This is a genomic window from Halorubrum sp. 48-1-W (assembly GCF_003287355.1).
In the GTDB taxonomy this organism is placed as follows: domain Archaea; phylum Halobacteriota; class Halobacteria; order Halobacteriales; family Haloferacaceae; genus Halorubrum.
Genome location: NZ_QMIM01000028.1, coordinates 1 through 25282, shown reverse-complemented (window position 1 = coordinate 25282; position 25282 = coordinate 1). Strand labels below are relative to the sequence as shown.

The following is a 25282-nucleotide window of genomic DNA, read 5'->3' as shown; positions in this document are numbered from 1 at the left end:
TCAGCCGTGGGTGTACCCGCGGTCCGGGAGCGGGTCGCCATCGGCGGTGACCCCCTCGTCAGCCCCGACGACCGTCCCGACCCGGACGAGCCCGGCCGGGCACTCGGCCCGGACCCGATCGACCTCCGCCTCCGGAACCGTACACACCAGCTCGAAGTCCTCGCCGAAGTGTACAGCCAGCTCGAAGCGTTCCCCGCCGCCGCGGTCGGCGTCGTCGCCGGCGTCGCTGTAGTCGGCGTCGCTGTAGTCGACGTCGCCGTCGTCCCTCCCGCGGTCGGCGTCGACCCTCCCGTCGTCGACCACGTCGTCGACGGCCGGGTGGACCGGGACCGCGTCGCGCTCGAGCGCGAACCCGACGCCGCTCGCCTCCGCGAGCTGGTGGAGCGAGCGCGCGAGCCCGTCCGACGAGTCCATCATCGCCGTCGCGCCCCCCGACAGCGCGCGCCCGTCGGCGACCCGGGGCGTGAACCGGAAGAGGTCGTTCGCGCGCTCGACCGCGTCGTCGGTCCCCCGCTCGAAGAGCCGGAGCGCGGCCGCCGACCGGCCCCACTCGCCGGTCACACAGAGCGCGTCGCCCGGCTCGGCCCCGCTCCGGGTGACGTAGGCGGAGCCGGCGGACGCGTCGTCGTCGTCGACGGTCCCGATGGCGGTCGTCGCGGTCGTGAACTCGACGTGTTCGTCGAGGTCCCCGCCGACGTACTCCGCGCCGACGGCTTCACAGACGTCGACCGCGCCGGCGACGAACCGGTCGAGCTCCTCGGGGTCGAACGCCTCGTCCGCATACACCGCCACGGCCGCGGTCGCCTCCGCGCCCATCGCCGCGACGTCCGACAGCGACGCCCCCACCGCGCGCCACCCGGCGGTGTACCGGGTCGTCCCCGGCGGGAAGTCGGTCCGCTCGTGGAGCATGTCCGTGGTGATGACGGTGCCGTCCACGACCGCGGCGTCGTCGCCGGCGCGGGGGAGGTCGACCGCGAGTCTCCGGAGGGCGTCGCGCTCGTTCACGCTCCCCGAACGGGTCGCCGTGAGGTTAGGTGGTTCGGTCGGTGGCGGACCGTTCGCGACCGCACCGGCCGGCGCGGAGCGGCGGAGTTTTCCCGTTTCAGCCCGCTCCCCGAGTATGGACGACGACCTCATCGACGAGACCGGGGCCCCGCTGTCCCGGTACACCAAGCTCCCCGGGACGGGGTTCTTCTATCCCGACTCGCTCGACGACGAACGCGCGGAGCGGCGCGCCAGCGAGACGATATCCGACAGCGAAGCGGTCGTGATCGCCGACGGCGACGCCGACGGGCTCGCCTGCGCGGCGATGATCCGCGAAGCGTACGGCGCCGCCCTCGACGTCGAACCGTTCGAGGCCGCCATCGCCGAGCGAGCGGCAGGCACGGACGAGGGGGAACCCGCGGACGGCGACAGCGAGACCACGGACGATGTCGCCGTCGACGACACGCCCGACGACGCCGAACCCGACGACACGCCCGACGACGCCGAACCCGACGACGCCGAACCCGACGACGCCGAACCCGACGACCCGACCGAGAACGCGCACATGGAGTCGCCGGTGGGACTGGTCTCGGCCGGGCCGTACTCCCTCGACACCGCCCTCGAACGCGTCGTCGCGTACGCCGACGACGGGATCGACCTCTACGTCTGTGACCTCTGTCCCGACGAGTTCGAGCCCATCGAGGAGGCCCTCGACGCGCTCTCGGCGTCCTGTGCGTCGATCCGGTGGTTCGACCACCACCAGTGGGACGACGCGGTCGCAGCGGCGGTCCGCGAGCGCGGCGTCGACCTCGTCGTCGGCGCGTCCGACGAGGAGTGCACCGCCGACGTGACCCTCCGATCTCTGGACCACGACTTCGACGAACGCTGGGCCGAGTTGGCGGCGGTGACCCGCGACCACGACCTCTGGATCAAGGAGGACCCGCGCTCGGACGACCTCGCCGACTACTCCTACTGGTCCGGTAGCGAGGAGTACGCGGCCGTGATAGGCGCCTACGGCGCCGACCTCCCACCCGTCGTCCGCGAGTACGTCGAGACGCGTCGGGTCGAGAAGGCCGCGCGGATCGACGCCGCCGTCGACCGCGCAGTCACCCACGAGGTCGGCGACTGGCGCGTCGCGGTGACGTACGGCCGGTGTTCACAGAACGAAGTGGCCGAGGCGCTCCGCGAGCGGGGGGCCGACGCCGCCGTGATCGTCAAGCCCGCGGGGTCCGCCTCGGTACGCGGCTCCGAGGGCTTCCGGCACGCCCACGAGGTCGCGGGGAAGGTGAACGGGGGCGGCCACCCGCAGGCAGCCGGGTGTAAACCCGACATCTACGACGACATGCTCGATTACGCCCACCACTGGACGACCGAGGGACAGGCGTGCAAACGCGTGATACTCACGGCGTTCGAGGCCGTCGCGGAGGAGGTCGAAGCCGATGACGCCGACGACGTCGCCGATGCGGTCGCCGACGACGATCAGTAACGACGAGCGGCCCCCGACACGCCGGCTACGATGAGGACGGCGACATCGAGATGTTCAGGCTCTTCTGGATCACCTGGGTGAACGCCATCGAACAGAGGAAGTACCAGACGATCCACATCTGGATCGGGCCGACGAGGCCGGCGTCCCAGGTGACCGTCCCGGCGAGCGGCACGACGATCTCCTGGGCGGCGATCGCGGGGTACGCGGCGTCCGACCCGCGGTAGCCGATGACCCAGAACATCCAGAGGAACGCCGGGATGGTCAGGAACATGATCCACACCATCGGGCGGAACTGCTCTTTGAACATCCCGAGCTGGTCACCCATCGCGTCCATCTGCTCCTGTTGGATCGCGTCGAGTGCCTCCTGGTCGTCGCGCTCTTTGGCGTCCTTTCTGCGCTCCTGGATCTCCTTCATGCGGTCCTGGTACTGGCCCATCTTCTCCATGTCCATCAGCCCCGCACGCAGGAGCGTGGAGTAGAGCCCGGTGCTCAACGCGATCAGCATGATGACGACGTAGAAGGGGACGATGTCGAGAAGCGGTCCCAACACCAGATCTATCGCGCCGGCGATGACGTTTCGAACCGGCGGGACCGCGTAGCCGACGAACGCGCCGACCGTCGCCAGCGCCGCCAGCTTGTCCCACTTCGTCCACGAGGTGGTCTCCGGGGTCTCGACGTCGCTGTCGCCCCCGCCGCTCCCGTCGTCGTCGGTCAACCCCGTCTCGATCTCCTCGCGGTCGGCGAGCGCGAACCCGGTCTCGCCGTCGACGAGGACCTCCTTCTCGATGAGCCGTCCCCACTGTCCGCTGGTGATCTCGTCGCGGACGTCGACCCACCGGACCTCGCCGTCGGTGGCGTGATCGAGGACGGTTTCGATCGCGTCCCGCATCTCGCCGTCCTCGGAGACGAGCGAGCGGACGCGCCGTTCGACCTTGCTCATTATCGGGCGGTTAGCGGTCGACGGTTAAGAACCTTGTAGGATCGTCGCGGGAGAACCGCGACGATGGCTCGTATTTCGTTTCGCTGTGGCGACGTGATCGATTACGCCTCGACGACGTCGCGGATCCGGTCGAAGACCTCGTCCGGGGTTGCCTCGCCGTCGACCTCCACGAGGACGCCCTCCTCGCGGAAGTGGTCGATCACGGGCTCGGTGTTCTCGGCGAACACCTCGAGCCGTTCGCGGGCGGTCTCCTCCGTGTCGTCCTCGCGCTGGACCAACTCGCCGCCGCACTCGTCACAGACACCGGCCTCCTCGGGCGGCTGGAAGTCGATGTGGTAGTTCGCGCCACACTCCTCACAGACGCGGCGACCGGTGAGCCGCCTGACGAGCACCTCGTCGTCGACGTCGAGGAGGATCACGGCGTCGAGGTCGGTGATCTCCGAGAGGTACTCCGCCTGCTCGAGGTTCCGCGGGTAGCCGTCGAGCACGAAGCCGTCGGCGTCCGCCAGGGCGGTCTTCACGATCTCGTTGACGACCGGGTCCGGGACGAGCTCGCCGGCCTCCATGAACGATCGGGGCGTCCCGTACTCCGTCTCCATGTCCTTGTTCGCCCGGAGCGCGTCGCCGGTGGTGACGTGCTCGATCCCGTACTCCCCGGCGAGTTTCGCGCTCTGTGTCCCTTTCCCGGCGCCCGGTGCGCCCAAAAGCAGGATCCGATGGCTCATATCGAGGCGGTCATCCCGCGCACGTAAAGCCTTGAAGATCCGCGCCGGCCGAAGATCCGCGCCGGCCGAAGATCCGAGCCGGCGGCGCGAAGCGCGGCGACCGTCAGCCCTCCTCCTCGAGCCGACCCGTCAACCGTCCTCCTCGAGTCGACGTTTCACCCGGTCCGCGTGCGCGTCCGCGAGCCGGGTCGGCTCCGGGAGCTTGTAGCCGGCACACAGCGCTGAGACGAGGTCGACGGTCGTCTCCGCCGAGACGCGGTGGCCCGGGCTCACGTACAGCGGGTTCACCCGACGGCTGTTCGGGTACTGCCGCGACTGGTAGGCGTGACCGATGACGGTCCCGTCGTCGGCGTCGACGCCGTCCGCGTCGCCCTCGCCGACCCCGTCGCCTCCGCCGGCCGTCGTATCGATCCGCTCGACCGAGTCGTCGGCGCGGATCGGGGTCGACCACCCTTCCGGTCGCTCCCCGACCGGCTCGTCGGGTTCGCCACACAGGAGGTTCTTCGCGACGCCGACGCTCGGCAGGTCGCGGATCACGCCGACGTGGGTCGCGATCCCGGCCTGCCGGAAGTGGATCCGCCCGGAACCGTCACACACGAGCAGGTCGGGGGTCACGGAGAGCGCTTCGAGCACGGCGAGCACCGGCTCCCCCTCGCGGAAGGCCAGCAGTCCCGGAACGTACGGGATCGAGAGCGGTGTGACCGCGTGCGCGTACTCGACGACCGTCCCGTCACGGATCGCGACCGCGGCCGACACCGCCTCGTCGTGCTCGGGACGGAACGCCCCGTCGACGCCCACGACGACCGGCGCGTGGGGGTCGCCGGGGCCGTCCGATAGCGTGGCGGCCCCGCCCCCGACGGCGGGGGGCAGTCCCGCCGAGAGGTCGACGGCCTCGTCGATCGCGACGTCGTCGGGTCCGAAACCGAGGTCGTCGACGAACGTCGCTTCCGCCGCCAGCTCGCGCTGGAGCGACTCCATCTCCCCGCGCGAGCGGTCCGGGTCGGGGAGGAACTCCGGGCGTGCGAGCGGGTCCGGCGACATTCAGAACCGCCCGCCGGGGCCGCCGGGACCTCGGGGACCGCCCGGCCCGCGGGCGCGGCCGCCGCCCATCGAGACCCCGCCGGGACCGCCCGCACGGCTCGCGAGGTCGCGGTTCCGCGTGCCGAACGCGAGGCCGATCGCGAACCCGATCAGGTGGGCGACGTGGGCGATCCCGCCGACGCCGCCCGCGCCCGTCGACACCACGAGGAACGCGGAGATCAGCGCCACGCCCCACGTGAGGTACTTGAGCTTCATCGGGATCACGAAGAACAGCAGGATCTCGAGGTTCGGCCGCCAGACCGTCAACACGCCGAGGATCGCGAACGTCGCGCCGCTGGCCCCGAGCACGCCGACGAGCCCGCCGGTCGCGAGCACGAACAGCACGTGGCCGAGCCCGGCGAGGATCCCGGCGATCAGGAAGAACCCGAGGAACTTCTTCGACCCCACCGCGCGCTCGACGAGCGGCCCGAAGAAGAACAGCACGATGCTGTTGCCGAGGATGTGGAACAGCCCGCCCCGCGAGTGTGAGAAGACCGACGTGAGCCACGTCCAGACGTTGGCGATCGCGTCCGACCGCAACACGAAGATCTGGCTGTGGGCCGCCTCGCCGAGGGTGAGCGTCACCGCCCACTGCGCCACGAAGGTGAGCCACATGGCCGCGAGCAGAACGTATGTGGCGTTTCCCCGAAAGTACCCGAGCAGGCCGCCGGTCCCGGTCTCGCGGTCGATCCGTCGTTTCACCCGGCCCGTGACGCCGTCGTCGGCGTCGGCGCGGTTCCCGCCCTCGACGCCGTCGTCGAAGCCGCTGTCGAAGACGCCGCCGGGGTCGTTCCACTCGGCGAGCCCCGGACAGTTGTGGTTCTCCGGCAGCCGGTGGTCAGCACAGAACGTCTTCCCGCACCGTCGACACTGGTACGGGAGGTTCTCGTACTCCCCGCACTCGTCGCACGTCGCCATTACGCCCCCTTACGGCGGCGGTCCTAAAGCGGTTTGGCTCTCCGATCGATCCCCCGCGAGGTTCGTCCAGCTACAGGAAATCGAGGAGAGAGTCCACAGTATTCCCACCAAGGAGAGTACACTGCTGTCCGGATGCGCCAAGAGACGCTCATGGACGAGCCGTCTAGCCGGGCCACGGGGGGAGCGAGGGCCTCCCGTTCTCCCAATGGATCGAATCGATCGCCGACGAGAACTGCCGTAGTCGGTCATCCAGGACGGCGAGTGGGTGCGCATCGAGGAAGGCTACACCGTGTCGGTCGACCGGCACGTCCTCGTAATCGAGCTGGACGTGACAGGGTCCGCGGTCCGGATGGTCGGCATCCTGATGGAAGCCGACCATGAGGTTCCGGTCCGGTTCGACCCAGTTGATACGGTAGTATTCGTGGTCAACGCCGGGTGGGTACCAGAAGCGAACCTCCAGTCGTGCGGTCTCCACGTCGTAGGCGTCGCTCAGGAACGTCGTGGGATCGACATCCGCAACGACGTACCGCGGTCGTCGTCGCGACGGGCGATAGCGCACGTCCTCACACCCGGCCTGATCCGTCACTCGGTCGTGAACGTCTCGAAGGAGAGTCCGCTGTGTGTATCGGTCACGACCAGCAAGGAAGCTCATTCCGTGGACCGTGAATCAGCTCGTAGCGCGGTCCGCCACGTCAGTCAGTTGCTCACGGGCGGATTCGACGTCCGTGTAGAGTTCTAGTGCGTGCTTGATGAGTCGACGATCTTCCTCGTTCTCACGCCAGAACGCGATGGAGTTACGCCGTTCACGGAGCTCATCACTCCCCAGCGCACCGTCGGCGAGCGACTGTTCGAGGTCCTCCCACGTCTCGACGTCGTAGGTCGCCCGCCATTCCTCGATCTCCTCGGTGATCGCGGTCAGTTCATTGTGGAGTTCCCCGCGCGTGTTCTCCTCGATAAGCGTGCGGATCTCGTCGAAGAGCAATTGGGCATGATCCGGCCGATAGAGCGTCGTCTCGCCGGCCTCGACGCGGCACAGCCGTCCCCGTTCGACGAGGGCTTGGAGTTCCTCGTTGGTCGTACTCCAGGCGGCGTCCGCCTGATCGCTGATCCAGTTGATCGATCGGGGTTCCCGGAGCGTCTCGGCGACCGCCCGAACGCGTTCGCGGGCGCTCATCGACTCGGTCCACGACTGAACCCCGCCTCGCGAGGACTCGGACATACTGGGCACCTCTGTCGTCAACGTTCGCGCTCTCCTCTCATATATCTTTATACCCTCTCGTATAATCGAGATCACGTTGTGAGCCAGATGATATCGAACGAGCACAAGCGGGGGTGACCCCGTGAGACGCGAGAGGCATACCAGCAGGCCCATCACGACGTCTTCGCCGTCCGATGTGCCTTCACACCGACGCGAACGCGGTGATCGTCACCCACGAGTCGAGCGGATATGCCAAGAACGAGCTCGAACGGGACCTCCCTCAGCTCACGACGTACAACGCGGACGAACTTCAGGATGACCACCCCGTTCGGTTCTCCAGGAAGGGCTACGGCCCGGTCACGAGTTCGAGAACACGATCGAGTGACACGTCGAGATCCCGAACCGCGAGGACGATCACCACCGGATGCGGCCACAGCCGAATCCCGAACGACGGGATCGGCTCGAAGTAGTGAACCCGTCGGGAGAACTTACGTCGAGACCTTCGCCTCGAACTTCTCGCGGACCTTCTCCATCTTCGGCTGTGCGTGGAACGTACAGTAGGCGTCGTCGGGGTTCTTCGCGAAGTAGTCCTGGTGTTTCTCCTCGGCGCGGTAGAACGTCTCCAACGGCTCGAGTTCGGTCACGACCTCGTCGTCGTACTCCTCGTCGAGCGCCTCGATGTACGCCGCGGCCCGCTCGTGCTGCTCCTCGCCGTGCGTGAGGACGATGGACCGGTACTGGCTCCCCACGTCGGGGCCCTGCCGGTTCAGTTGCGTCGGGTCGTGGATCGTGAAGAACGCCTCGAGGAGGTCGTCGTAGCCGACGACCTCGGGATCGTACTCGACCTGGACGACCTCGGCGTGGCCGGTCTCGCCGCTACAGACCTCCCGGTACGTCGGGTCCTCCGTGTGTCCGCCGGCGTATCCGGAGGTGACCGACTCGACGCCCGAGAGCTCCTCGAGCGCCGCCTCGATACACCAGAAGCAGCCGCCGCCGAACGTCGCCGTCTCGAGCTGTTTCGCCATACTCTCGTGTAGGGGCGCGAACCTCTTAAACACCGTCCGCGAACGGTAGCCGATGAAGGTGGTTCGAGGGCGCGGCCGTCGTCTGCGAACGGTAGAGCTTTGCCGTCCCCCCTCCGAGCCGTGGTATGGTCTCGCTGGGACTGGTCGTGGCGCGGTTCAACGGCTCCGTCACGGAACCGATGGCCGAGGCAGCCCGGGAGGCGGCGGCCGAACGCGACGCGGTCGTCGTCGACGAACTGTCCGTGCCGGGCGCGTACGACAGCCCGCTCGCGGCCGACCGGTTGGCGCGGCGCGAGGACGTCGACGCGGTCGCCGTCGTCGGCGCGATCGTCACCGGCGACACCGACCACGACCGCGTCATCGCGGACGCGACCGCGGAGACGCTCACGCGGGTGAGCCTCGACCGCGACACCCCCGTCACCTTCGGCGTGAGCGGCCCGGGGATGTCCGGCGCCGAGGCCCGCGAACGGATCGACAAGGGAGCGGAGGCGATCCACGCCGCCGTCGACCTCGCGGAGGAGCTCGACTGACGGTCCCCCACGCTGGCCAACCGATTCCCACGACCGACCGATTCCCACGACCAACGGAACACAATGACCGACGCATACGACTACTCCGACCGGATCGGACGCGTAGAGCCCAGCGCGACGCTGGCGATATCGAACCTGGCCGCCGAGAAGGCGGCCGAAGGGGCCGACATCGTCGACCTCTCGGTCGGCGAACCCGACTTCGACACGCCCGAGAACGTCGTGGAGGCCGGCAAGGCGGCGCTCGACGCCGGCCACACGGGCTACACCTCCTCGAACGGGGTCCCCGAGCTACGCGAGGCGATCGCGGCGAAGCTCCGCAGTGACGGGATCGACGCGAGCGCCGACGAGGTGGTCGTCACCCCCGGCGGCAAGCAGGCGCTCTATGAGACGTTCCAGACGCTGATCGACGACGGGGACGAGGTGGTCCTGTTGGACCCCGCGTGGGTCTCCTACGAGGCGATGGTGAAACTCGCCGGCGGCGAGCTCTCGCGGGTCGACCTCGCGCCGCACGGCTTCCAGCTGGAGCCCGCCCTCGACGACCTCGCCGAGGCGGTCTCGGACGACACGGAACTGCTCGTCGTGAACTCGCCGTCGAACCCGACGGGCGCGGTGTTCTCGGAGGCCGCCCTCGAGGCGGTCCGGGACCTCGCGGTCGAACACGACCTGGCCGTGATCTCCGACGAGATCTACGAGCGGATCGTCTACGACGCCGACCACGTCTCGCTCGCGAGCCTCGACGGGATGGCCGACCGCACGGTGACGGTAAACGGCTTCTCGAAGGCGTACTCGATGACCGGCTGGCGGCTCGGCTACCTCCACGCGACCGAGGAGTTCGTCGGGCAGGCGGGCAAGCTCCACTCGCACTCCGTCTCGTGTGCGACCAACTTCGTCCAGCGTGCGGGGGTCGAAGCGCTCGAGAACACCGACGAGTCGGTCGAGGAGATGCGGCGGGCGTTCGCCGACCGCCGCGACCTGCTCGTCGACCTGTTCGACGAACACGGCGTCGACGTCGACGTCGGCGACGGCGCGTTCTACATGATGATCCCGGTCGACGAGGACGACGCCGACTGGTGTGAGCGCGCCATCGAGCAGGCCTCCGTCGCCTGCGTCCCGGGGAGCGCATTCAACGCCCCCGGATTCGCCCGGATCTCCTACGCCGCGAGCGAGGAGCGACTGCGCGAGGCGGTCGATCGGCTGGTCGCGAACGACCTGCTCTGAGCGGTCGATCGGCTGGTCGCGAACGACCTGCTCTGAGCGGTCGACCGGCTGGTCGCGAACGACCTGCTCCGAGCGATCGGTTCCGGGCTCCGAGCGGCCGGTTCCGACGGCTGTGTCGGAGTCGTCCGGTCGGTCCGCGTTCGTGCCCCGCTCCGTCGGTGGGATTTTATATACCCGTGCGGATGGTTCGCTTGGTGACGCCATGTACAAGCACATACTGTATCCCACGGACGGGAGCGCAGGTTCCGAGGCCGCGATAGAACACGTACGGGAGATCGCCGAGGCGTTCGACGCGACGGTACACGTGTTACACGTCGTCGACACGCGCCAGTTCTCCCTCGGGATGAGCGGCAACTACATGTCCGGGCCGAAGGGGTACGGGAAGGATCGACCGTCGGAAGAGGAACGGCGGCGCGAGCTGGAGGACCGTGCCACCCCGTTCGTCGAGGAGCTCGCGGCCGATTTCGAGGGGATCGAGACGATACCCGCGGTCCGTGAAGGGAACCCGCATAAGGTCATCCTCGACTACATCGACGAGCACGACATCGACCTCGTCGTGATGGGCACCGAGGGACGCACCGGCGTCGAGCGCTACCTGCTCGGTAGCGTCTCCGAGAAGGTCGTGCGACTGGCCGACCCGCCGGTGGTCACGGTCCGCGCCGACGCGGACGAGTAACGGCCACCAGCCGGTCGTCCGTTCCGAAACCCTTACTCCGGGTCCGTCGTACCCCAACGTATGACAGACAGCTCGGATCCCGACGGCGATCCCGACGCCGGAGACGGGGACGGTTCCGCAGATCCCGCCGTCGACGTCGCCGAAGTGGAGCACGTCGCGGAGCTGGCCCGCGTTCGCCTCGCGGAGGGCGAAACGGCGGCGTTCGCCGACCAGTTCGCGGAGATCCTCGAGTACTTCGAGGCGCTCGACGAGGTGCCCGACCTCGACCGAGAGGAGGAGCTCGTCAACGTGATGCGCGATGACGAGGTCGAGGAGGGACTCACCCAGGAGGAGGCGCTCTCGAACGCCGCGGAGACGACGGACGGCTTCTTCACGGGACCGAAGGTGTCGTAGATGGCCGTCGACTACAACGCGTTCATCACCGAGGAGACGATCGAGGGCGACGACGAGGGCCCGCTCGCGGGCACGACCGTCGCGGTCAAGGACAACATCTCCACCGCGGGCGTCCGGACGACCTGCGGCTCGGAGATGCTCGCCGACTACGTCCCGCCGTACTCCGCCACGGTCGTCGAGCGGCTGACCGACGCCGGCGCGACGGTCGTCGGGAAGACGAACATGGACGAGTTCGGGATGGGAACCACCACGGAGACCTCCGCGTTCGGTCCCACGCGGAACCCCGTCGACCCCGAGCGCGTCCCCGGCGGCTCCTCCGGCGGGTCCGCGGCGGCGGTCGCCGCGGGCGAGGCCGACGTCGCGCTGGGGTCGGACACGGGCGGGTCCGTGCGCTGTCCGGCCGCGTTCTGTGGCGTCGTCGGAATAAAGCCCACCTACGGGCTGGTCTCGCGGTACGGGCTGGTCGCGTACGCCAACTCGCTCGAGCAGATCGGCCCGATCGCGGGGACCGTCGAGGCGGCCGCCGAGGCGCTCGACGTCATCGCCGGCCCCGACCCCAACGACGGGACGACCCGCGATCCGCGCGCGGTCGACGGAGTCGACGTGGGCGTCCCCGAGGGCGGGTACGCCGCGGCCGCCGACGGCGACGTCGACGGGATGACCGTGGGCGTCCCCACGGAGCTGTTCGACGGGGCCGACGAGCGCGTGGTCGGGACGGTCGAGGCCGCGATCGCCGACCTCGAGGCGCGGGGCGCGGAGACGGCGGAGATCTCCCTCCCCTCGGTCGAACACGCGGTCCAGGCGTACTACGTGATCGCCACCTCGGAGGCCTCCTCGAACCTCGCGCGGTTCGACGGCGTGCGGTACGGCCACCGTGCCGACTCCGACGGCAACTGGAACGAGTCGTTCGCCGAGACCCGCGAGGCGTTCGGCCCGGAGGTCAAACGGCGGATCCTCCTCGGGACCTACGCGCTCTCGGCGGGCTACCACGACAAGTACTATCGGAAGGCTCAGGACGCCCGCGAGTGGGTTCGGCGGGACTTCGAGGACGCCTTCGCGGACGTGGACGTGATCGCGTCGCCGACGATGCCCGTGCTCCCCTTCGAGCTGGGCGAGAGCCTCGACGACCCGCTCCGGATGTACCTCGCGGACGCGAACACGACCCCCGTCAACCTCGCGAACCTGCCGGCGATCTCGGTGCCCGCGGGCGAGGCGGACGGGCTCCCGGTGGGGCTCCAACTCGTCGGGCCGAAGTTCGACGAGGCGGCCGTGATCCGCACAGCGAGCGCGGTCGAGGGGCGATGAGCCTGACCGACGAGGAACTCGACCGCCTCGCAGCGGTGGTGCGTCTCCAGCCGACGAAGAACGCCGAGTTGGAGGAGGCGTGGGGCGTCGACGGCGGCAGCGAGGTCCACCGCTACCTCGAGGACCACCTCAAGGAGTACTACTACCGCGACGACGACAGCCTGATACGGGCGACGGCGGAGGCGAACGACCTCGTCGACGTCGAGCCCGGCATCGAGGCGGACGCGGTCGCGAAGGGGGCCGCCCCCGAGACGATCCGCGTCCTGGAGCTCGAAGCGCGGGTGTTCGCTGTCGTCGCCGGCCCGGACGAGCGCTCGCAGTCGGTCGTGAGCGTCCTCGAGGACCTCCGGGAGGCGTACGACATCGATCCCGACGTGGGGGCGGTTCGCCGCGCGCTCCGGAGCCTGGAACGAAAGAACGTCGTCGAGGTGATCTATCGGACGGTCCCGACGTTCCGGCTCGCGGTCGAACGGGACGCGGTCGCGGTGGAAGTCACCGAGTAGCGGCCGTCGTCTCGACGAGTAGCGGCCGTCGTCTCGACGAACTGCGGTCTCAGTCGCCGGCGGTTCCGTCGGCGTCCGGATCGACCGCCGTCGTGGTTGCGCCGGACTCCTCGGCGACCCCCCGTCGCGACTGGAGTTTCCCGGCCAACACCATGGCGACGTAGACCGCGACGGCGACGAGGACGATCGTGCCGCCGGCGGTGGCCTCGTACCGGTACGACAGGGTGATCCCGACGATCACCGCGATCTCCGCGAGGACGACCGACGCGAGCAGCGCCTCGCGAAACCCGCGGGCGACCTGGGCGGCCGCGGCGACGGGGACCACGAGCATCGCGGCGACCAGGATCACGCCCATGATCTGCATCGCGCCGACCACGACCATCGCGGTCAGGCTCGTCATGAGGCGGTTGTACCAGCGGACGTCGAGCCCGGCGACGCGGGCGGCGGTCTCGTCGAACGTCACGTACAACAGCTGTTTGTAGGTGACCGTCACCACGACGGAGACGACGAGGAAGAGGACGACGAGCAGCGCCGCGTTCTCCCGGGAGACCGTCGCGAGGTTCCCGAACAGGTACTGGTTGATCCCGACCGCCAGCCCGCCGGTGTTCAGGCTGATGAGGACGGCCCCGAGCGCGAACCCCGTCGAGAGCACGATCGCCATCGAGACGTCGTTGTACGCGTCGGTGACCTCCGAGATCAGCTCGATGGCGAGCGCGGCGAGCATGGCGACGACGACCGCGGCGATGTACGGGGAGATCCCCGTGCCCAGTATCGAGTTGACGAACAGCCCGACCGCGACGCCCGCGAAGGCGGTGTGTGCGAGCGCGTCGCCGATGAGCGCCATCTGTCGGTGGACGAGGAACGTCCCGACGAGCGGGGCCATCACCGCGATCAGCCCCCCGACGAGGAACGCGTGATGCATGAAGACGTAGTCTAACATTCCGATCCCGAGCGCGTCGCCGACGGCGGCCAGGGCGTCGCTCCAGCGCCCGATCAGCCACGCGAGGACCTCGTAGGGGGCCCGGACCGCGTCGCCGATGGCGGAGCCGGTCATTTCTCTCCCTCCTTCCTCCCGACCAGGTTCGTCCCGTACGCCCGGTCGAGGGCGTCGCTCTCGGCGAAGGCCGTCGGCGACCCGTCGAAGTACACCTCGCGGTTGAGACAGATCACCCGCGAGGCGTGTTCGAGGACGGCCCCGATGTCGTGTTCGACGAGGAGTACCGTCATCCCCTCGTCGTTGAGGCGTTCGAGCAGGTCGAAGAAGGCGTCCACGGATTCGGCGTCGACCCCGACGGTCGGCTCGTCCAACACGAGGAGTTCGGCCTCGCCGGCGAGCGCCCGCGCGATGTACGTGCGTTGGCGCTGTCCGCCCGACAGCGCCGTGACCTTCCGGTCCGCGAGCCGCTCGATCCCGACCGTTCGGAGCGCCTCGCGGACGCGCTCGCGGTCCGACTCGGTCACCCGACCGAACCCGGCGTGGGGGAACCGCCCCATCAACACGACCTCCGCGACCGTGATCGGCATCCGCTTCGTGTCCTCCGTCACGTCCTGGGCGACGTAGCCGACGCGCTCGCGTTCCGCGAACGCGAGCGAGGGGTGACCGAGCAGTCGACAGCTCCCGGAGTCGGGTTCGTGGAGACCCAAGACGAGCCGCAACAGCGTGCTCTTGCCGGAGCCGTTGGGGCCGACGATCCCGACGTACTCGCCGCGGTCGACGGCGAACGAGACGTCCTCGACTACCGGCGCTGCGGTGTACCCGAACGTGAGGTCGTCGGCGTCGACGACGCGGTCGTCCGTGTCGACGACGCGGCCGACGGTGTCTCCCACGCCGGTTCCGCCGTCGCCGACGGACGACGCTCCTTCGAACGACATGATATCAGGGCTCGAAGTTGCGGCCGTGGTCGACGAAGCTCACGTCCTCGGGCGCCTCCACGTCGAGGAGGACCCGGAACGTCGGAAGGTTGACCTCGCGGGCGATGTCGAAGTATCCCCAGTCGCGCTCGGCCCACGACTCCGCGGTCCCGGCGTACGGGGTCACGGGGTAGTACGCCTCCACGTCGGTCTCCTCGACCAGCTGTCTCGCCGAGCGGATCGGCTCGAAGACGGCCGCGCCGATGTGTCCGATCTCGTTCTCGGCGATCGTCTCTTGGGCCCGTCGCATGTCCGCGGGGCGCACGTCGCCGTTGGCCGCGAGGTTCACCACGAGCGGTTCGATCGTCGTCCCGTACCGGTCGGCGAGGTAGGAGAAGGCGTTGTGGGCAGCGAGGAAGGCGACGTCGCGGTCGGCCTCCGCGAACAGCGTCTCCCACTCCGCGTCGAGCTCGTCGAGGTCGGCTTCGAGGGACGTCGCGTTCTCCTCGATGCGGTCCTCGTCGTCGGGTGCGACCCGGATCAGCCCCTCGGCGACGTTTCGAACGGCACCCTTCGCGCGCCCCGGGTCGAGCCAGAAGTGCGGGTCCCTCGCCCCCTCGACCGCCTCCTCCTCGTCCAGCGAGTCGTCGAGGGGGATGAGGTCGATCCCCTCCCGGCTGTTTATCAGGACCGTCTCGGTCGACTCGGATTCCAGCGCGTCGATCGCCCGATCGGCCCACGGCTGGAAGTCGGGCCCCACGTGGACGAACGCGTCCGCGTCGGTGATGTCCCGCTGTATCGACGGGTCCGGCTCCCAGCCGTGGCCGTGCAGGCCCGTCGGGACCAGGTTCTCGACCGTGATATCCGTCCCCTCCGCGAGCTGTCGTCCGAAGTCGTAGAACGTAAAAAAGGAGGCGACGACCGTGGGGCCCTCGTCAGCGCCGGCGTCCCCGCCGCCCGGGTCCGCCGACCCGCCGAGACAGCCCGCGACGCCGCCGGCGAGGCTCCCGGCACCGAGGGCGAGGACCCGGCGCCGTGAGACCGCCGTGTCGGTTCGTTCGATCCCGTCTCCATCGGAACTCATTGGCTGTCCGTCCGCCCGGGAGACGGATAGTCTTTGCGCCTCTAACGAAAAAATTAGACTAGTCTAATTCACGCCGACCCGGATCGGCGGGCGTGTCGACGTGAGAATCCCGGCTCGGACGGGTCGCGCGCGAACATCAAGCTTCAATGCTGGCGAGCGAGTGAACCGGGTATGACCGACCAACAGCTCCGCAAGGAGGCACACGACCTCGACGTCACCGTCTGGGTCGGGAAGAGCGGCATCGAGGCCGTCGTCGACGAGCTGTCCGACCAGCTCGACGACCGGAAACTGGTGAAAGCGAAGTTCCTCCGGGCTGCCCGGGGCGGGACCTCGACCGACGAGCTCGCCGTGGAGCTCGCCGAGGCGGTCGGAGCCGACCTGATCGAGACGCGTGGGAACACGGCGGTGTTCCACTGATGGCCACGGCCGCGACGGCGGTCGGCGCCGACCCCGTTCCATCCGCCGTGGCCGTCACGACCGCGCAGACCGGCCCGACCGCGCCCGCCGTCGACCTCCTGGAGCCGTACCTCGGTCCGCTCTCCGGAGTCGTCGTCTCCGCGGCGATATTCCTCGTCGTGCTCGTGACCGTGTTCGTGCTCAACAAGGCCGTCTTCTCCCCGCTCGTCGGCCGCCTGTTCGACCGACAGGGGCTCGACGAGCACGCGCGCCGGCCGCTCCAGAAGATCGCGACCTTCCTCGTGCTCTTCGCGGGCGTCACGGTCGCGTTCGGCGCGGCCGGCTACCAGGGCTTTCTCCGGTCGCTGGCGACGATCGCCGCCGCGGCCACGCTCGCGGTCGGGTTCGCGCTCCAGGACGTGATCAAGAACTTCGTCGCGGGCGTGTTCATCTACACGGACAAGCCGTTCCGCATCGGCGACTGGATCGAGTGGAACGACAACTCGGGGGTCGTCGAGGACATCTCCTTCCGGGTCACTCGCGTCCGCACGTTCGACAACGAGCTGCTCACGGTGCCGAACCACGCCCTGACCAGCGACGTGGTGAAGAACCCGGTCGCGAAGAAGACGCTGCGGCTGAAGTTCGTCTTCGGGATCGACTACGACGACGACGTCGAGCGCGCGACGGAGATCATCGTCGAGGAGGCCGAACGGAGCGAGGCGATCCTCGACGACCCCGCGCCCTCGGTGCGGTTGACCGAACTCGCCGACTCCTACGTCGGCCTACAGTCGCGGATCTGGATCGACGACCCCTCGCGGTCGGACTTCGTGAAGGCGCGCGCCGACTACGTGAAGGCGGTCAAGGCGCGGTTCGACGCCGAGGACATCTCGATCCCCTTCCCGCAGCGGACCGTCTCGGGACGCGACGCGTGGTCCGAGCCGGCGGCGTTCGGCAGGAAAGACTGAACGGCCCCGATAGTAACGAACTTGAGGGTCCGGTAACTGGGTGCGTCCATGCACGTGGTCATCGTCGGGGCGGGGGAGGTCGGCACGAGCATCGCTGCGAGCCTCGCACCCGACCACGAGGTCGTCGTCGTCGACGTCGACCCCGACCGCGCCGAACAGCTCAAGTACGAACTCGACGTGCTCACGATCGCCGGCGACGGGACGACCGCCGGGATCCAGACGGCCGCCGACGTCGGGGACGCCGACATGGTCATCGCGTGTACCGACGACGACCGGACCAACCTCGTCACCTGCGGGACCGCGAAGACGCTCGGGGACGCCTTCACCATCGCGCGGGTGAAAAGCACCGAGTACCTCCGGACGTGGGAGGACACGCGAGGCGCGTTCGGCGTCGACTTCATGGTGTGTACGGACCTGTTGACCGCCCAGAACATCGTCCGGGTCATCGGGCTGCCGGCGGCGATCGACGTCGACCCGTTCGCGAGCGGGCTCGTCCAGATGGCGGAGTTCGAGATATCGGCCGAGAGCCCGGTCGCCGGACAGACCGTCTCCGAGGCCGACCGGTTCGAGTCGCTGACGTTCGTCGGTATCTTCCGTAACGGCGAGATGATCATCCCCCGCGGCGACACCGACATCGGGGCGGGCGATCGCGCCGTGGTGATCGGGAGCCCCGAGAGCGTCCAGTCGTTCGCGAACGACGTCGCGCCCGAGACCACCCCGGACCGCGCCGACGAGATCGTGATCGTCGGCGGCAGCGAGATCGGTTATCAGACCGCCCGGCTCCTCGAGGAGCGCGATTTCACGCCGCGACTGATCGAGCGGGATCCGGGGCGCGCACGAACCCTCGCGGAGGACCTCCCGAACACGGTCGTGATGGAACACGACGCGACCGACACGGAGTTCCTCTCGAGGGAACACGTCGACGAGGCCGACATCGTCGTCACCGCGCTCGGCTCGGACGAGCAGAACCTGCTCGTCTCGGTGCTCGCCAAGCGGCTGGGCGTCGACCGCGTGATCGCGGTCGTCGACAGCCCCGACTACGTCACCGTCTTCGAGGAGATCGGCATCGACATCGCGATCAATCCCCGCACCGTCACCGCCGAGGAGATCACCCGGTTCACCTACGAGAGCATCGCGGAGAACATCGCGGTCCTCGAGAACGACCAGGCCGAGGTCCTCGAGCTAGAGCTCACCGAGGGGAGCCGGTTCGCCGGCCGGTCGATCGCGGAGCTGGTCGAGGAGACCGACGTGCGGTTCGTCATCGGCGCGATCACGCGGGACCACGCCCTCGTCACGCCGCGGGGAGACACCGTCCTCGAGCCGGGCGATCACGTGGTCCTGCTCGTGGACTCCGACTCCGTGAGCGAGATCGCGTCGATGGCGTGAGGCACCCGTGACCACCAGGATCCGGGTCGGCTGGCGGGCGAGCGTGGGACTCACCGGCGACGTCCTTACGGCGCTTCCCGTTCCACTGTCCTTCCCGCTCCTCGTCGCGCTCTACTACGGGGAGTCGCCGCTGCCCTTCATCGCGGCGATCGCGGTCTCGCTCGCGCTCGGGGTGGCGTTCCGGTCGGTGAAGGACCCGGAGGTGGACCTCGGGCCCCGCGAGGCGTTCCTCGCGGTGGCGATGATCTGGCTGCTCGTCGCCGTGGTCGGCGCGATCCCCTTCGTCGCCGCGGGCGTGGGGACGGTCGCGCACCCGGTGAACGCGATGTTCGAGTCGATGAGCGGGTTGACGACGACGGGCGCGACCGTCCTCGTCGACTTCTCGCTCCACTCGCGCTCGGTCATGATGTGGCGGCAGGTGATCCAGTGGCTCGGGGGGCTCGGGATCCTCATTTTGGCGACCGCGGTGCTCTCCGAGCTCGGCGTCGGCGGGGCACAGCTCATGGAGACGGAGTCGCAGACCCAGGACGTCAACAAGCTCACGCCGAAGATCTCCCGGACGGCACAGCTCATCTGGGGGATCTACTTCGGGCTCACCGGGCTCGCGGTCGTCGTCTACTTCCTGCTCGGCCTCGCCGTCGACCCGCGGATGGACCTGTACAACGCGGTCGCGCACGCGTTCACGTCGGTCGCGACCGCCGGGTTCTCCCCGGAGCCGCTTTCCGTCGGCGCGTTCCACCCGCTGATCCAGTGGGCGGTGGTCCCGTTCATGGTGATCGGCTCGACGAGTTTCATCCTCATCTACTTCGCCATCAACGGCGAGCCGATGCGCCTGTTGAGAAACGAGGAGTTCCACTTCTACCTCGGTGCGATGGGAACGCTCGCGTCGGTCGTCGCCCTCGGCCTGTTCCTCGATCCCAGTATCAGCTTCGGCGCCGAGGCGACGGTCCGCCACGCCGTCTTCAACGTCGCGTCCATCGTGACGACGACGGGGTACGCCAGCACCGACTACGTGCTGTGGGCGCCCGCAGCGAAACACATGCTGTTCATGGCGATGTTCATCGGCGGGATGGTCGGGTCGACGACCTGCTCGATCAAGTCGCTGCGGTGGCTGGTCGCGCTGAAGTCGTTCCGTCGGAACCTCTACACCGCCATCCACCCGGAGGCGGTGCGGCCGGTCCGGATCACGGGAAAGCCGGTCGACGAGGGGGCGATCCGCGACATCTACGCGTACCTCCTTTTGAGCATCGTGATATTCTTCCTGCTCACCGTCGTGATCGTCGTCGACGCGGAGCGGGCCGACCTCCGGGTGACCGAGTTCGAGGCGCTCGGCGCCGCGGCGACCACGTTCCTCAACATCGGCCCCGCGTTCGGCGAGGCGGGCCCGTACGGCACGTTCGCGTCGTTCCCGATGAGCACCCGCGCCGTGATGATCGTCCTGATGTGGATCGGCCGGATCGAGATCATCCCCGTGCTCGTGCTGTTCACGAAGGCGTTCTGGACGTCGTGACCCCGTCTTCGCCCACCGTCGTGGCCCCTTCGACAGTTTAATACACCGAACGGGCCACTCCCATATCGTTCGAGTAATCATGTCCTGGGGCGTCAACTGGAAGGCGAGCGTGGGGCTTCTCGGGGTCGGGATCAAGTACCTCGCCGTCACGATGCTGGTTCCGCTCGTCGTCGCCGTGGTCTACGGCGAGGACGTGTGGGTGTTCCTCGTCTCGCTCGCGCTCGTCGCCGGGATCGGATTCGCCGTAGAGCGAGTCGACCCGGACCCGGACCTCGGGCCGCGCGAGGCGTTGCTTTTCGTCTCGCTCGCCTGGCTCGCAGCCGCGGTGATCGGCACCGTTCCGTACCTGCTCGCCGGGTACGGGACGGCCTCGACGGTCGGGCTCCAGACCGGGTCGTTCGGCGCGTTCTCCGAGTCCATCATCAACGCCCTCTTCGAGTCGATGAGCGGGTTCACGACGACGGGTGCGACCGTGCTCGGCGAGATAAGTACCGACCGCCACTCCCACGCCCTGCTGATGTGGCGGCAGCTCACCCAGTGGCTCGGCGGGATGGGGATCATCGTGCTGATGATCGCGATCCTCCCCGAGGTCGCCGTCAACGGGGCCCAACTGATGGAGTCGGAGGCGCCGGGGCCCGAACTCCAGAAGCTCACGCCGCGGATCGCCGAGACGGCGCGCGCGCTCTGGCTGATCTACTTCGGGTTCACGGTCGTCTATATCGCGATCCTGTACGGGCTCCACCTGGGTGGGATGGCCCCCAACATGGACCTGTACAACGCCGTGGCCCACGGGTTCACCACGCTCCCGACCGGCGGGTTCTCGCCGGAGGCGGACAGCATCGCGGCGTTCTCGGCGGCCGTCCAGTGGGTCGTCATCCCCTTCATGCTCGTCGCCGGGGTCAACTTCGCGCTGTTCTGGCACGTGTTGCGCGGCGAGGCCGAGGTCATGCTAGAGAACGCGGAGTTCCGCGCGTACGCCGGCGCGCTCGCGGTCGTGACCGCCGTCCTCGCGGTGTTGCTGTTCCGGGGTGCCGCACCCCCGATCGAACTGGGTGGCGCGACCGAGGGCGTCACCGAGAACGCGCTCCGACAGGCGGCGTTCCAGATCGGGTCGTTGCTCAACTCCACCGGATACGCGACCGCCGACTTCGCCCAGTGGGACACGCACGCGCAGGTCCTGCTGTTGTTCGCGATGTTCATCGGCGGGTCGGCCGGCTCGACCGGCGGCGGAGTCAAGGTCGTCCGGTGGCTCATCGTCGGGAAGACGATCCGACGCGAGCTGTTCACCACGGCGCATCCGGACGTCGTCCGGCCGGTTCGCCTCGGCGGCAACGTCGTCGACGAGGATGCGATCCGCGGGATCATGGTGTTCACCCTCCTCTACGTCGTTCTGTTCGCGCTCTCGGCGGTGTTCATCGCGCTCGACACGGCGCGGATCGGGATCCAGCTGTCGGTGTTGGAGTCGATCAGCGCGTCGCTCGCCACCATCGGCAACATCGGGCCGGGGTTCGGCCGGCTGGGGCCGTTCGGGAGCTACGAGTTCTTCTCGAACGCCTCGAAGCTGTTGATGATATTCCTCATGTGGGTCGGCCGGTTGGAGATCGTCCCGGTGCTCGCGGTGTTCATCTCGGCGATCGACAGCCGGTGACGGCGCCGTCGGACGACGGAGCCGCGTCGCGGTCCCGCGATCAGTCCCCGTCGGCGTTCACCTCGCCGATGAACGACCAGTGGACCTTCGGCTCGCCGTCCGGCTGGGGTTCCTCGGTGACGTGGTAGAGGTAGGGACCGTGCGGACACTCCTCACAGCCCTCCTCACAGCGGTGCCGTTTGACGACCTCCGTGTATCCTTCGTGTTCGATGACACGAACGACGTCCTCGCCGGGCTCCGGTTCGATCGGGAGTTCCCGCTCCTCCTGAAACCGGAGCAGTTCCCGAGCGTGAACGATCGCCGTTCGGAGCTCCTCCGGCGACGCCTCCCCTAACTCCGCGGCGAGTCGGTCCGGCAACCCCTCCGGAGGCGTGGGCTCCTCTGTGGAACTGGGCATGTCCGGAGGTTCGAACTCGAAGCCATATAACGGCTCCGCGAGGAGCCCCGAACGAACGGCTCCCCTCCGGTTCGTCCGGCATCTCAGAACAGTCGCCGTTCCACCGCCCGACGGAGCCGTCCCGGTTGGCTCGCGCCGTAGACGACGAGGGTCCCGTGCTCCGGGCCGACCGTCGCCGGGTCCGCACCGCGCGCGAACAGGCGGTCGGTGAGACCGCGCTGGACGCCGTTGACGACGAGGACGTCGGCGTCGCCGGCTGCGAGTTCGACCGCGTCGTCGGCGTCCGACTCGACGACCTGGGTCTCGACCGGGGCCTCACACAGCGCCGCCAGTTCCGAGAGGTAGTCGTCGGTGGTGTTCCGGCGGCTCTCGGCCGGGTCCGCGCCGAGGGCGAAATAGAACGTGACCGTCGCGTCGGTCGCCGTCGCGAGCGCGTCGGCGAGCGCGACCTTCGCGGGATCGAACGGTCCCTCGTCGGTGACGACGCCGACGCGTTCGACCGCGTCGTGGTCGAGGTTCGACGCCTCGATGACGGTACACGGCGCGTGGCGCTCGATCCAGTCCGAATCGCTACCGAGCAACGTTCCGGACCCGGTGGAGCGTTCGATCACCAGCGTGTCGGCGTCGATCTCGGCGGCGTAGTTGACGACCGCGTGTCGGGTGTCGTGGCTGACTACCTCGCCGTACCGGATCGGCATCTCCGAATCGGTCGCGCGGTCGGCCATCCGGGCCTCGAACGCCCGGTCGGCCTCGGTGAGTTCGGACGCGGACTGTGGGAGCGGCGTCTGGTCGGGCGATTCGTCGAACTGGGCCACCCGGACGCCTCCCTCCCGGGTGCGCGCGAGGTCCGTGGCGAGGTCGACGAGCGACCGCTCGACGGCGGGCGCCGTCCGCTCGGTGACCGCCACGAGGACCTCGTGTCCGTCGGTCCCGACCGCGGACTCGGTCTGCTCGACTACGTCCCGCCCGACGCTTCGGCGGAGCGCGTCGGTCATCGCTCCCTCGCGCGCGACGCCGCCCCGGCGGTGGACGAAGAAGTAGTACCACGCCGTCGACCCGACGGTGATGACGACGGCCCCGACCAGGGGGACGAACCCGATGTATCGGAGGAGAACGACCCCGCCGACGATCCCGACCAGCTGGGGGACCGGATACAGCGGCGACTCGAAGCTGGGGTCGTACGCCTCGATCGAGCCCTGCCGGAAGGCGATCAGCGCGACGTTGATCAGGATGAACACCAGGATCTTGAACGCGCTGGCGAGTTTGGCGATGTCGTCGATTGGAACGAACGCGATCAGGACGAGCAACACCCCGCCGGTGATCGTGATCGCGTTGACCGGGGTGTCGAACCGGTCGCTGACGGTCTCGAAGACGTCGGGTGCGAGCCCGTCGCGACTCATCGCGAAGGGGTAGCGCGAGGAGGAGAGGATCCCCGCGTTGGCGGTGCTGATCAGCGCGAGTAGCGCCGCGACGACGACGGCGGCGACGCCGACCGCGGGTAGCGCGCTTTCGGCCGCGACCTGCATCGGCGTCTCCGTGTCGGTCAGGACGGCCTCGTCCGCGACGCCGACCATCACGGTCACGATGGCGACGTAGATCCCGGCGGTGATCACGAGCGAGCCGAGGATCCCGAGCGGGAGGTTCCGGTCGGGGTTCTCGACCTCCTCGGCGACGCTGGCGACCTTCGTGACGCCGGCGTAGGAGACGAACACGAACCCGGTCGCGCCGAGGATCCCCTCCATCCCGCCGTCGAAGAAGCCCTCGAACCGGGCGTTCTCGACGCTCGGCGCGCCGACGACGATGAACCAGACCATCACCGCCAGCATGACCGCGACGATGACGATCTGCATCCGCCCGGTCTGTTTCGCGCCGACGACGTTCAACACGATCAGCAGCGCCGCGACCGCGAGCGCGACCGGCTTCACCGGGAGGTCGAACAACAACACCAGGTACGGCGCGCCCCCGACCAGCGCCAGCCCGCCCTTGAACGTCAGCGAGAACCACGTCCCGACCCCGGCGATCGTCCCGAAGAGCGGACCCATCGCCCGCTCGATGTAGAGGTAGGTCCCGCCGGCCTCGGGCATCGCCGTCGCCATCTCGGACTTGCTCAGCGCCGCCGGCAACACCAACACGCCCGCGAGGAAGTACGCGAACACGACCGCCGGACCCGCCATCTCCATCGCCAACCCCGGCAGGATGAAGATGCCGCTGCCGACCATCGCGCCGATGCTGATGGCCGTCACCGCGGGGAGACCGAGGTCACGCTCCAGTTGCTTCCCCATTACCGCGTGGGAGGTCCGGCGCGGCCGGTTCGGTCGGTCGATCCGATCACGGGACGAGGAACCCACACGACTGACCGGTCGTTCACGTGTGTCCGATATCTTAGGACGGACTCGAATAAGTGACGTGATCGAGGCAGGTCTCAGTCGCGTGCTGGTCGGCCGACCGACGATCGTCCGATTACGCTTTCCCGGTCGGACCATCGATCCTCCGATTACGCTTCGGCGGTCGGATCCTCGCCCGTCCGAGAGGAAGCAGTTATTACGAGAGGAGGATGTACTCGACTGATATGACCGAATCCGGACCGCGATCCGAGGACCTGCTCGCCCACGTGCTCCTTCCGGTCGCCCACGAGAAGGACGCGCTCGCGACGGCGGAGGCGCTCGAACCGTATCAGCCGGACCGCGTGACGACCCTCCACGTCGTCGAGAAGGGCGAGGGAGTCCCCGACAAGACGCCGGTCGAACAGTCCGAGGAGGTGGCCGCGGAGTCGTACGCCGCGGTCCGGACGGTGTTCCCCGACGCCGACGACCACACCGCCTACGCCCGCGACGTCGTCGGCGCGATCTTCGACGCCGCCGAGGCGGTCGACGCGAGCGCGATCGCCTACCGGTCCCGTGGCGGGAACCGGATCATGCAGTTCCTCTCCGGCGACCTCTCCCTGAAGTTGGTCACGAACGCGGACCGTCCCGTGATCGCGCTCCCGCGTGTGGAGCGAACGGAATGAGCGACGAGGAGCTGGCGAAGGACCTGGGGCTGGTCTCGGCGATGACGATCGGGATCG

At 68.7% G+C, this 25282-nt stretch carries 26 protein-coding genes; 13 read left to right on the top strand and 13 right to left on the bottom strand.

The genetic code is table 11. The features are described 5' to 3' along the window. Positions 1–1005: a thiamine-phosphate kinase gene (gene thiL / locus DQW50_RS13070; protein WP_112079717.1), complete on the bottom strand. Its 1005-nt coding sequence runs from the start codon at positions 1003–1005 to the stop codon at positions 1–3. 115 nt (positions 1006–1120) lie between these two features. On the opposite strand from thiL, the gene DQW50_RS13065 reads away from it, so the two are divergent. Beyond that, positions 1121–2470 (top strand): DHH family phosphoesterase, encoded by a 1350-nt coding sequence (locus DQW50_RS13065; RefSeq protein WP_112079716.1) that lies wholly within the window; start codon positions 1121–1123, stop codon positions 2468–2470. 25 nt (positions 2471–2495) lie between these two features. Here the strand turns inward: DQW50_RS13065 and DQW50_RS13060 are convergent, their stop codons facing one another. The 7 genes from DQW50_RS13060 to msrA all read right to left on the bottom strand — a co-directional run bounded on the left by DQW50_RS13060 (position 2496) and on the right by msrA (position 8356). Then, entirely contained in the window at positions 2496–3410 is a 915-nt protein-coding gene (locus DQW50_RS13060; protein WP_112079715.1) for a DUF106 domain-containing protein, read from the bottom strand. 101 nt (positions 3411–3511) lie between these two features. Beyond that, positions 3512–4135: an adenylate kinase gene (locus tag DQW50_RS13055; RefSeq protein WP_112079714.1), complete on the bottom strand. Its 624-nt coding sequence runs from the start codon at positions 4133–4135 to the stop codon at positions 3512–3514. Between the two features lie 129 nt (positions 4136–4264). Next, positions 4265–5176, bottom strand: a complete 912-nt coding sequence (locus DQW50_RS13050; RefSeq protein ID WP_112079713.1) for an endonuclease V — start codon at positions 5174–5176, stop codon at positions 4265–4267. Next, the gene (locus tag DQW50_RS13045; protein ID WP_112079712.1) at positions 5177–6133 is read right to left on the bottom strand and encodes a rhomboid family intramembrane serine protease; all 957 of its coding nucleotides are present in this window, start codon (positions 6131–6133) and stop codon (positions 5177–5179) included. A 163-nt stretch (positions 6134–6296) separates the two neighbouring features. Further along, positions 6297–6785 carry a hypothetical protein gene (locus DQW50_RS13040; RefSeq protein ID WP_112079711.1) on the bottom strand — a complete coding sequence of 163 codons (489 nt, stop codon included), beginning with the start codon at positions 6783–6785 and terminating at the stop codon, positions 6297–6299. A gap of 15 nt (positions 6786–6800) precedes the next feature. Next, entirely contained in the window at positions 6801–7352 is a 552-nt protein-coding gene (locus DQW50_RS13035) for a hypothetical protein (RefSeq protein WP_112079710.1), read from the bottom strand. 467 nt (positions 7353–7819) lie between these two features. Next, complete coding sequence (msrA, locus tag DQW50_RS13025) at positions 7820–8356, bottom strand: peptide-methionine (S)-S-oxide reductase MsrA (protein WP_112079708.1); 537 nt, start codon at positions 8354–8356, stop codon at positions 7820–7822. Between the two features lie 125 nt (positions 8357–8481). On the opposite strand from msrA, the gene ribH reads away from it, so the two are divergent. From ribH to DQW50_RS12995, 6 genes are all read left to right on the top strand, one after another. Next, positions 8482–8886 carry a 6,7-dimethyl-8-ribityllumazine synthase gene (gene ribH / locus DQW50_RS13020; RefSeq protein WP_112079707.1) on the top strand — a complete coding sequence of 135 codons (405 nt, stop codon included), beginning with the start codon at positions 8482–8484 and terminating at the stop codon, positions 8884–8886. 63 nt (positions 8887–8949) lie between these two features. Beyond that, positions 8950–10104: a pyridoxal phosphate-dependent aminotransferase gene (locus DQW50_RS13015; protein WP_112079706.1), complete on the top strand. Its 1155-nt coding sequence runs from the start codon at positions 8950–8952 to the stop codon at positions 10102–10104. Between the two features lie 202 nt (positions 10105–10306). Beyond that, complete coding sequence (locus DQW50_RS13010) at positions 10307–10780, top strand: universal stress protein (protein WP_112079705.1); 474 nt, start codon at positions 10307–10309, stop codon at positions 10778–10780. Positions 10781–10840: 60 nt separating this feature from the next. Beyond that, positions 10841–11173, top strand: coding sequence for an Asp-tRNA(Asn)/Glu-tRNA(Gln) amidotransferase subunit GatC (gatC, locus tag DQW50_RS13005; protein WP_112079704.1), 333 nt, complete (start codon positions 10841–10843; stop codon positions 11171–11173). Next, positions 11174–12478 carry an Asp-tRNA(Asn)/Glu-tRNA(Gln) amidotransferase subunit GatA gene (gene gatA, locus DQW50_RS13000; protein ID WP_112079703.1) on the top strand — a complete coding sequence of 435 codons (1305 nt, stop codon included), beginning with the start codon at positions 11174–11176 and terminating at the stop codon, positions 12476–12478. Then, on the top strand, positions 12475–12981 hold the full coding sequence (locus DQW50_RS12995) for a DUF5797 family protein (protein ID WP_112079702.1): 507 nt from the start codon (positions 12475–12477) through the stop codon (positions 12979–12981). The genes gatA and DQW50_RS12995 overlap by 4 nt, the downstream gene beginning before the upstream one ends. 49 nt (positions 12982–13030) lie before the next feature. On the opposite strand, the gene DQW50_RS12990 is transcribed toward DQW50_RS12995, so the two are convergent. From DQW50_RS12990 to DQW50_RS12980, 3 genes are read right to left on the bottom strand one after another with little or no spacing between them, the layout of a single operon-like run. Next, on the bottom strand, positions 13031–14035 hold the full coding sequence (locus tag DQW50_RS12990; RefSeq protein WP_112079701.1) for a metal ABC transporter permease: 1005 nt from the start codon (positions 14033–14035) through the stop codon (positions 13031–13033). Then, positions 14032–14853: a metal ABC transporter ATP-binding protein gene (locus tag DQW50_RS12985; RefSeq protein WP_112079700.1), complete on the bottom strand. Its 822-nt coding sequence runs from the start codon at positions 14851–14853 to the stop codon at positions 14032–14034. The genes DQW50_RS12990 and DQW50_RS12985 overlap by 4 nt, the downstream gene beginning before the upstream one ends. Positions 14854–14857: 4 nt before the next feature. Continuing rightward, positions 14858–15916, bottom strand: a complete 1059-nt coding sequence (locus DQW50_RS12980) for a metal ABC transporter substrate-binding protein (protein WP_112079699.1) — start codon at positions 15914–15916, stop codon at positions 14858–14860. Between the two features lie 171 nt (positions 15917–16087). Here DQW50_RS12980 and DQW50_RS12975 point away from each other — a divergent pair, with 171 nt between their 5' ends. The 5 genes from DQW50_RS12975 to DQW50_RS12955 all read left to right on the top strand — a co-directional run bounded on the left by DQW50_RS12975 (position 16088) and on the right by DQW50_RS12955 (position 21821). Then, a complete protein-coding gene (locus DQW50_RS12975; protein ID WP_112079698.1) occupies positions 16088–16333 on the top strand; it encodes a YhbY family RNA-binding protein in 246 nt (81 codons plus the stop codon). Next, a complete protein-coding gene (locus tag DQW50_RS12970; RefSeq protein WP_112079697.1) occupies positions 16333–17277 on the top strand; it encodes a mechanosensitive ion channel family protein in 945 nt (314 codons plus the stop codon). Before DQW50_RS12975 ends, DQW50_RS12970 begins: the two co-directional genes overlap by 1 nt. Positions 17278–17325: 48 nt before the next feature. Beyond that, positions 17326–18663 (top strand): Trk system potassium transporter TrkA, encoded by a 1338-nt coding sequence (trkA, locus tag DQW50_RS12965; protein WP_112079696.1) that lies wholly within the window; start codon positions 17326–17328, stop codon positions 18661–18663. A 7-nt stretch (positions 18664–18670) separates the two neighbouring features. Beyond that, complete coding sequence (locus DQW50_RS12960; RefSeq protein ID WP_112079695.1) at positions 18671–20173, top strand: TrkH family potassium uptake protein; 1503 nt, start codon at positions 18671–18673, stop codon at positions 20171–20173. 79 nt (positions 20174–20252) lie between these two features. Then, positions 20253–21821, top strand: a complete 1569-nt coding sequence (locus DQW50_RS12955) for a TrkH family potassium uptake protein (protein ID WP_112079694.1) — start codon at positions 20253–20255, stop codon at positions 21819–21821. A 40-nt stretch (positions 21822–21861) separates the two neighbouring features. Here DQW50_RS12955 and DQW50_RS12950 read toward each other — a convergent pair whose 3' ends face one another. Both DQW50_RS12950 and DQW50_RS12945 read right to left on the bottom strand, forming a co-directional pair. Then, positions 21862–22218, bottom strand: a complete 357-nt coding sequence (locus DQW50_RS12950) for a hypothetical protein (RefSeq protein ID WP_112079693.1) — start codon at positions 22216–22218, stop codon at positions 21862–21864. An 83-nt stretch (positions 22219–22301) separates the two neighbouring features. Continuing rightward, the gene (locus DQW50_RS12945) at positions 22302–24500 is read right to left on the bottom strand and encodes a universal stress protein (protein WP_112079748.1); all 2199 of its coding nucleotides are present in this window, start codon (positions 24498–24500) and stop codon (positions 22302–22304) included. A gap of 287 nt (positions 24501–24787) precedes the next feature. Here DQW50_RS12945 and DQW50_RS12940 point away from each other — a divergent pair, with 287 nt between their 5' ends. Beyond that, positions 24788–25225, top strand: a complete 438-nt coding sequence (locus DQW50_RS12940; protein WP_394338592.1) for a universal stress protein — start codon at positions 24788–24790, stop codon at positions 25223–25225. Positions 25226–25282: the final 57 nt, after the last annotated feature.

Coding starts and splice junctions, on each gene's coding strand:
- DQW50_RS12990 (WP_112079701.1), bottom strand. CDS start 14,035: ATGACCGGCTCCGCCATCGGCGACGCGGTCCGGGCCCCCTACGAGGTC.
- DQW50_RS13010 (WP_112079705.1), top strand. CDS start 10,307: ATGTACAAGCACATACTGTATCCCACGGACGGGAGCGCAGGTTCCGAG.
- DQW50_RS12980 (WP_112079699.1), bottom strand. CDS start 15,916: ATGAGTTCCGATGGAGACGGGATCGAACGAACCGACACGGCGGTCTCA.
- DQW50_RS12995 (WP_112079702.1), top strand. CDS start 12,475: ATGAGCCTGACCGACGAGGAACTCGACCGCCTCGCAGCGGTGGTGCGT.
- DQW50_RS13040 (WP_112079711.1), bottom strand. CDS start 6,785: ATGAGCTTCCTTGCTGGTCGTGACCGATACACACAGCGGACTCTCCTT.
- DQW50_RS13045 (WP_112079712.1), bottom strand. CDS start 6,133: ATGGCGACGTGCGACGAGTGCGGGGAGTACGAGAACCTCCCGTACCAG.
- DQW50_RS12940 (WP_394338592.1), top strand. CDS start 24,788: ATGACCGAATCCGGACCGCGATCCGAGGACCTGCTCGCCCACGTGCTC.
- DQW50_RS13015 (WP_112079706.1), top strand. CDS start 8,950: ATGACCGACGCATACGACTACTCCGACCGGATCGGACGCGTAGAGCCC.
- DQW50_RS13055 (WP_112079714.1), bottom strand. CDS start 4,135: ATGAGCCATCGGATCCTGCTTTTGGGCGCACCGGGCGCCGGGAAAGGG.
- DQW50_RS13035 (WP_112079710.1), bottom strand. CDS start 7,352: ATGTCCGAGTCCTCGCGAGGCGGGGTTCAGTCGTGGACCGAGTCGATG.
- trkA (WP_112079696.1), top strand. CDS start 17,326: ATGCACGTGGTCATCGTCGGGGCGGGGGAGGTCGGCACGAGCATCGCT.
- ribH (WP_112079707.1), top strand. CDS start 8,482: ATGGTCTCGCTGGGACTGGTCGTGGCGCGGTTCAACGGCTCCGTCACG.
- DQW50_RS12945 (WP_112079748.1), bottom strand. CDS start 24,500: ATGGGGAAGCAACTGGAGCGTGACCTCGGTCTCCCCGCGGTGACGGCC.
- DQW50_RS12975 (WP_112079698.1), top strand. CDS start 16,088: ATGACCGACCAACAGCTCCGCAAGGAGGCACACGACCTCGACGTCACC.
- DQW50_RS12970 (WP_112079697.1), top strand. CDS start 16,333: ATGGCCACGGCCGCGACGGCGGTCGGCGCCGACCCCGTTCCATCCGCC.
- DQW50_RS12950 (WP_112079693.1), bottom strand. CDS start 22,218: ATGCCCAGTTCCACAGAGGAGCCCACGCCTCCGGAGGGGTTGCCGGAC.
- gatC (WP_112079704.1), top strand. CDS start 10,841: ATGACAGACAGCTCGGATCCCGACGGCGATCCCGACGCCGGAGACGGG.
- DQW50_RS13050 (WP_112079713.1), bottom strand. CDS start 5,176: ATGTCGCCGGACCCGCTCGCACGCCCGGAGTTCCTCCCCGACCCGGAC.
- DQW50_RS13065 (WP_112079716.1), top strand. CDS start 1,121: ATGGACGACGACCTCATCGACGAGACCGGGGCCCCGCTGTCCCGGTAC.
- DQW50_RS13060 (WP_112079715.1), bottom strand. CDS start 3,410: ATGAGCAAGGTCGAACGGCGCGTCCGCTCGCTCGTCTCCGAGGACGGC.
- msrA (WP_112079708.1), bottom strand. CDS start 8,356: ATGGCGAAACAGCTCGAGACGGCGACGTTCGGCGGCGGCTGCTTCTGG.
- gatA (WP_112079703.1), top strand. CDS start 11,174: ATGGCCGTCGACTACAACGCGTTCATCACCGAGGAGACGATCGAGGGC.
- DQW50_RS12955 (WP_112079694.1), top strand. CDS start 20,253: ATGTCCTGGGGCGTCAACTGGAAGGCGAGCGTGGGGCTTCTCGGGGTC.
- DQW50_RS12985 (WP_112079700.1), bottom strand. CDS start 14,853: ATGTCGTTCGAAGGAGCGTCGTCCGTCGGCGACGGCGGAACCGGCGTG.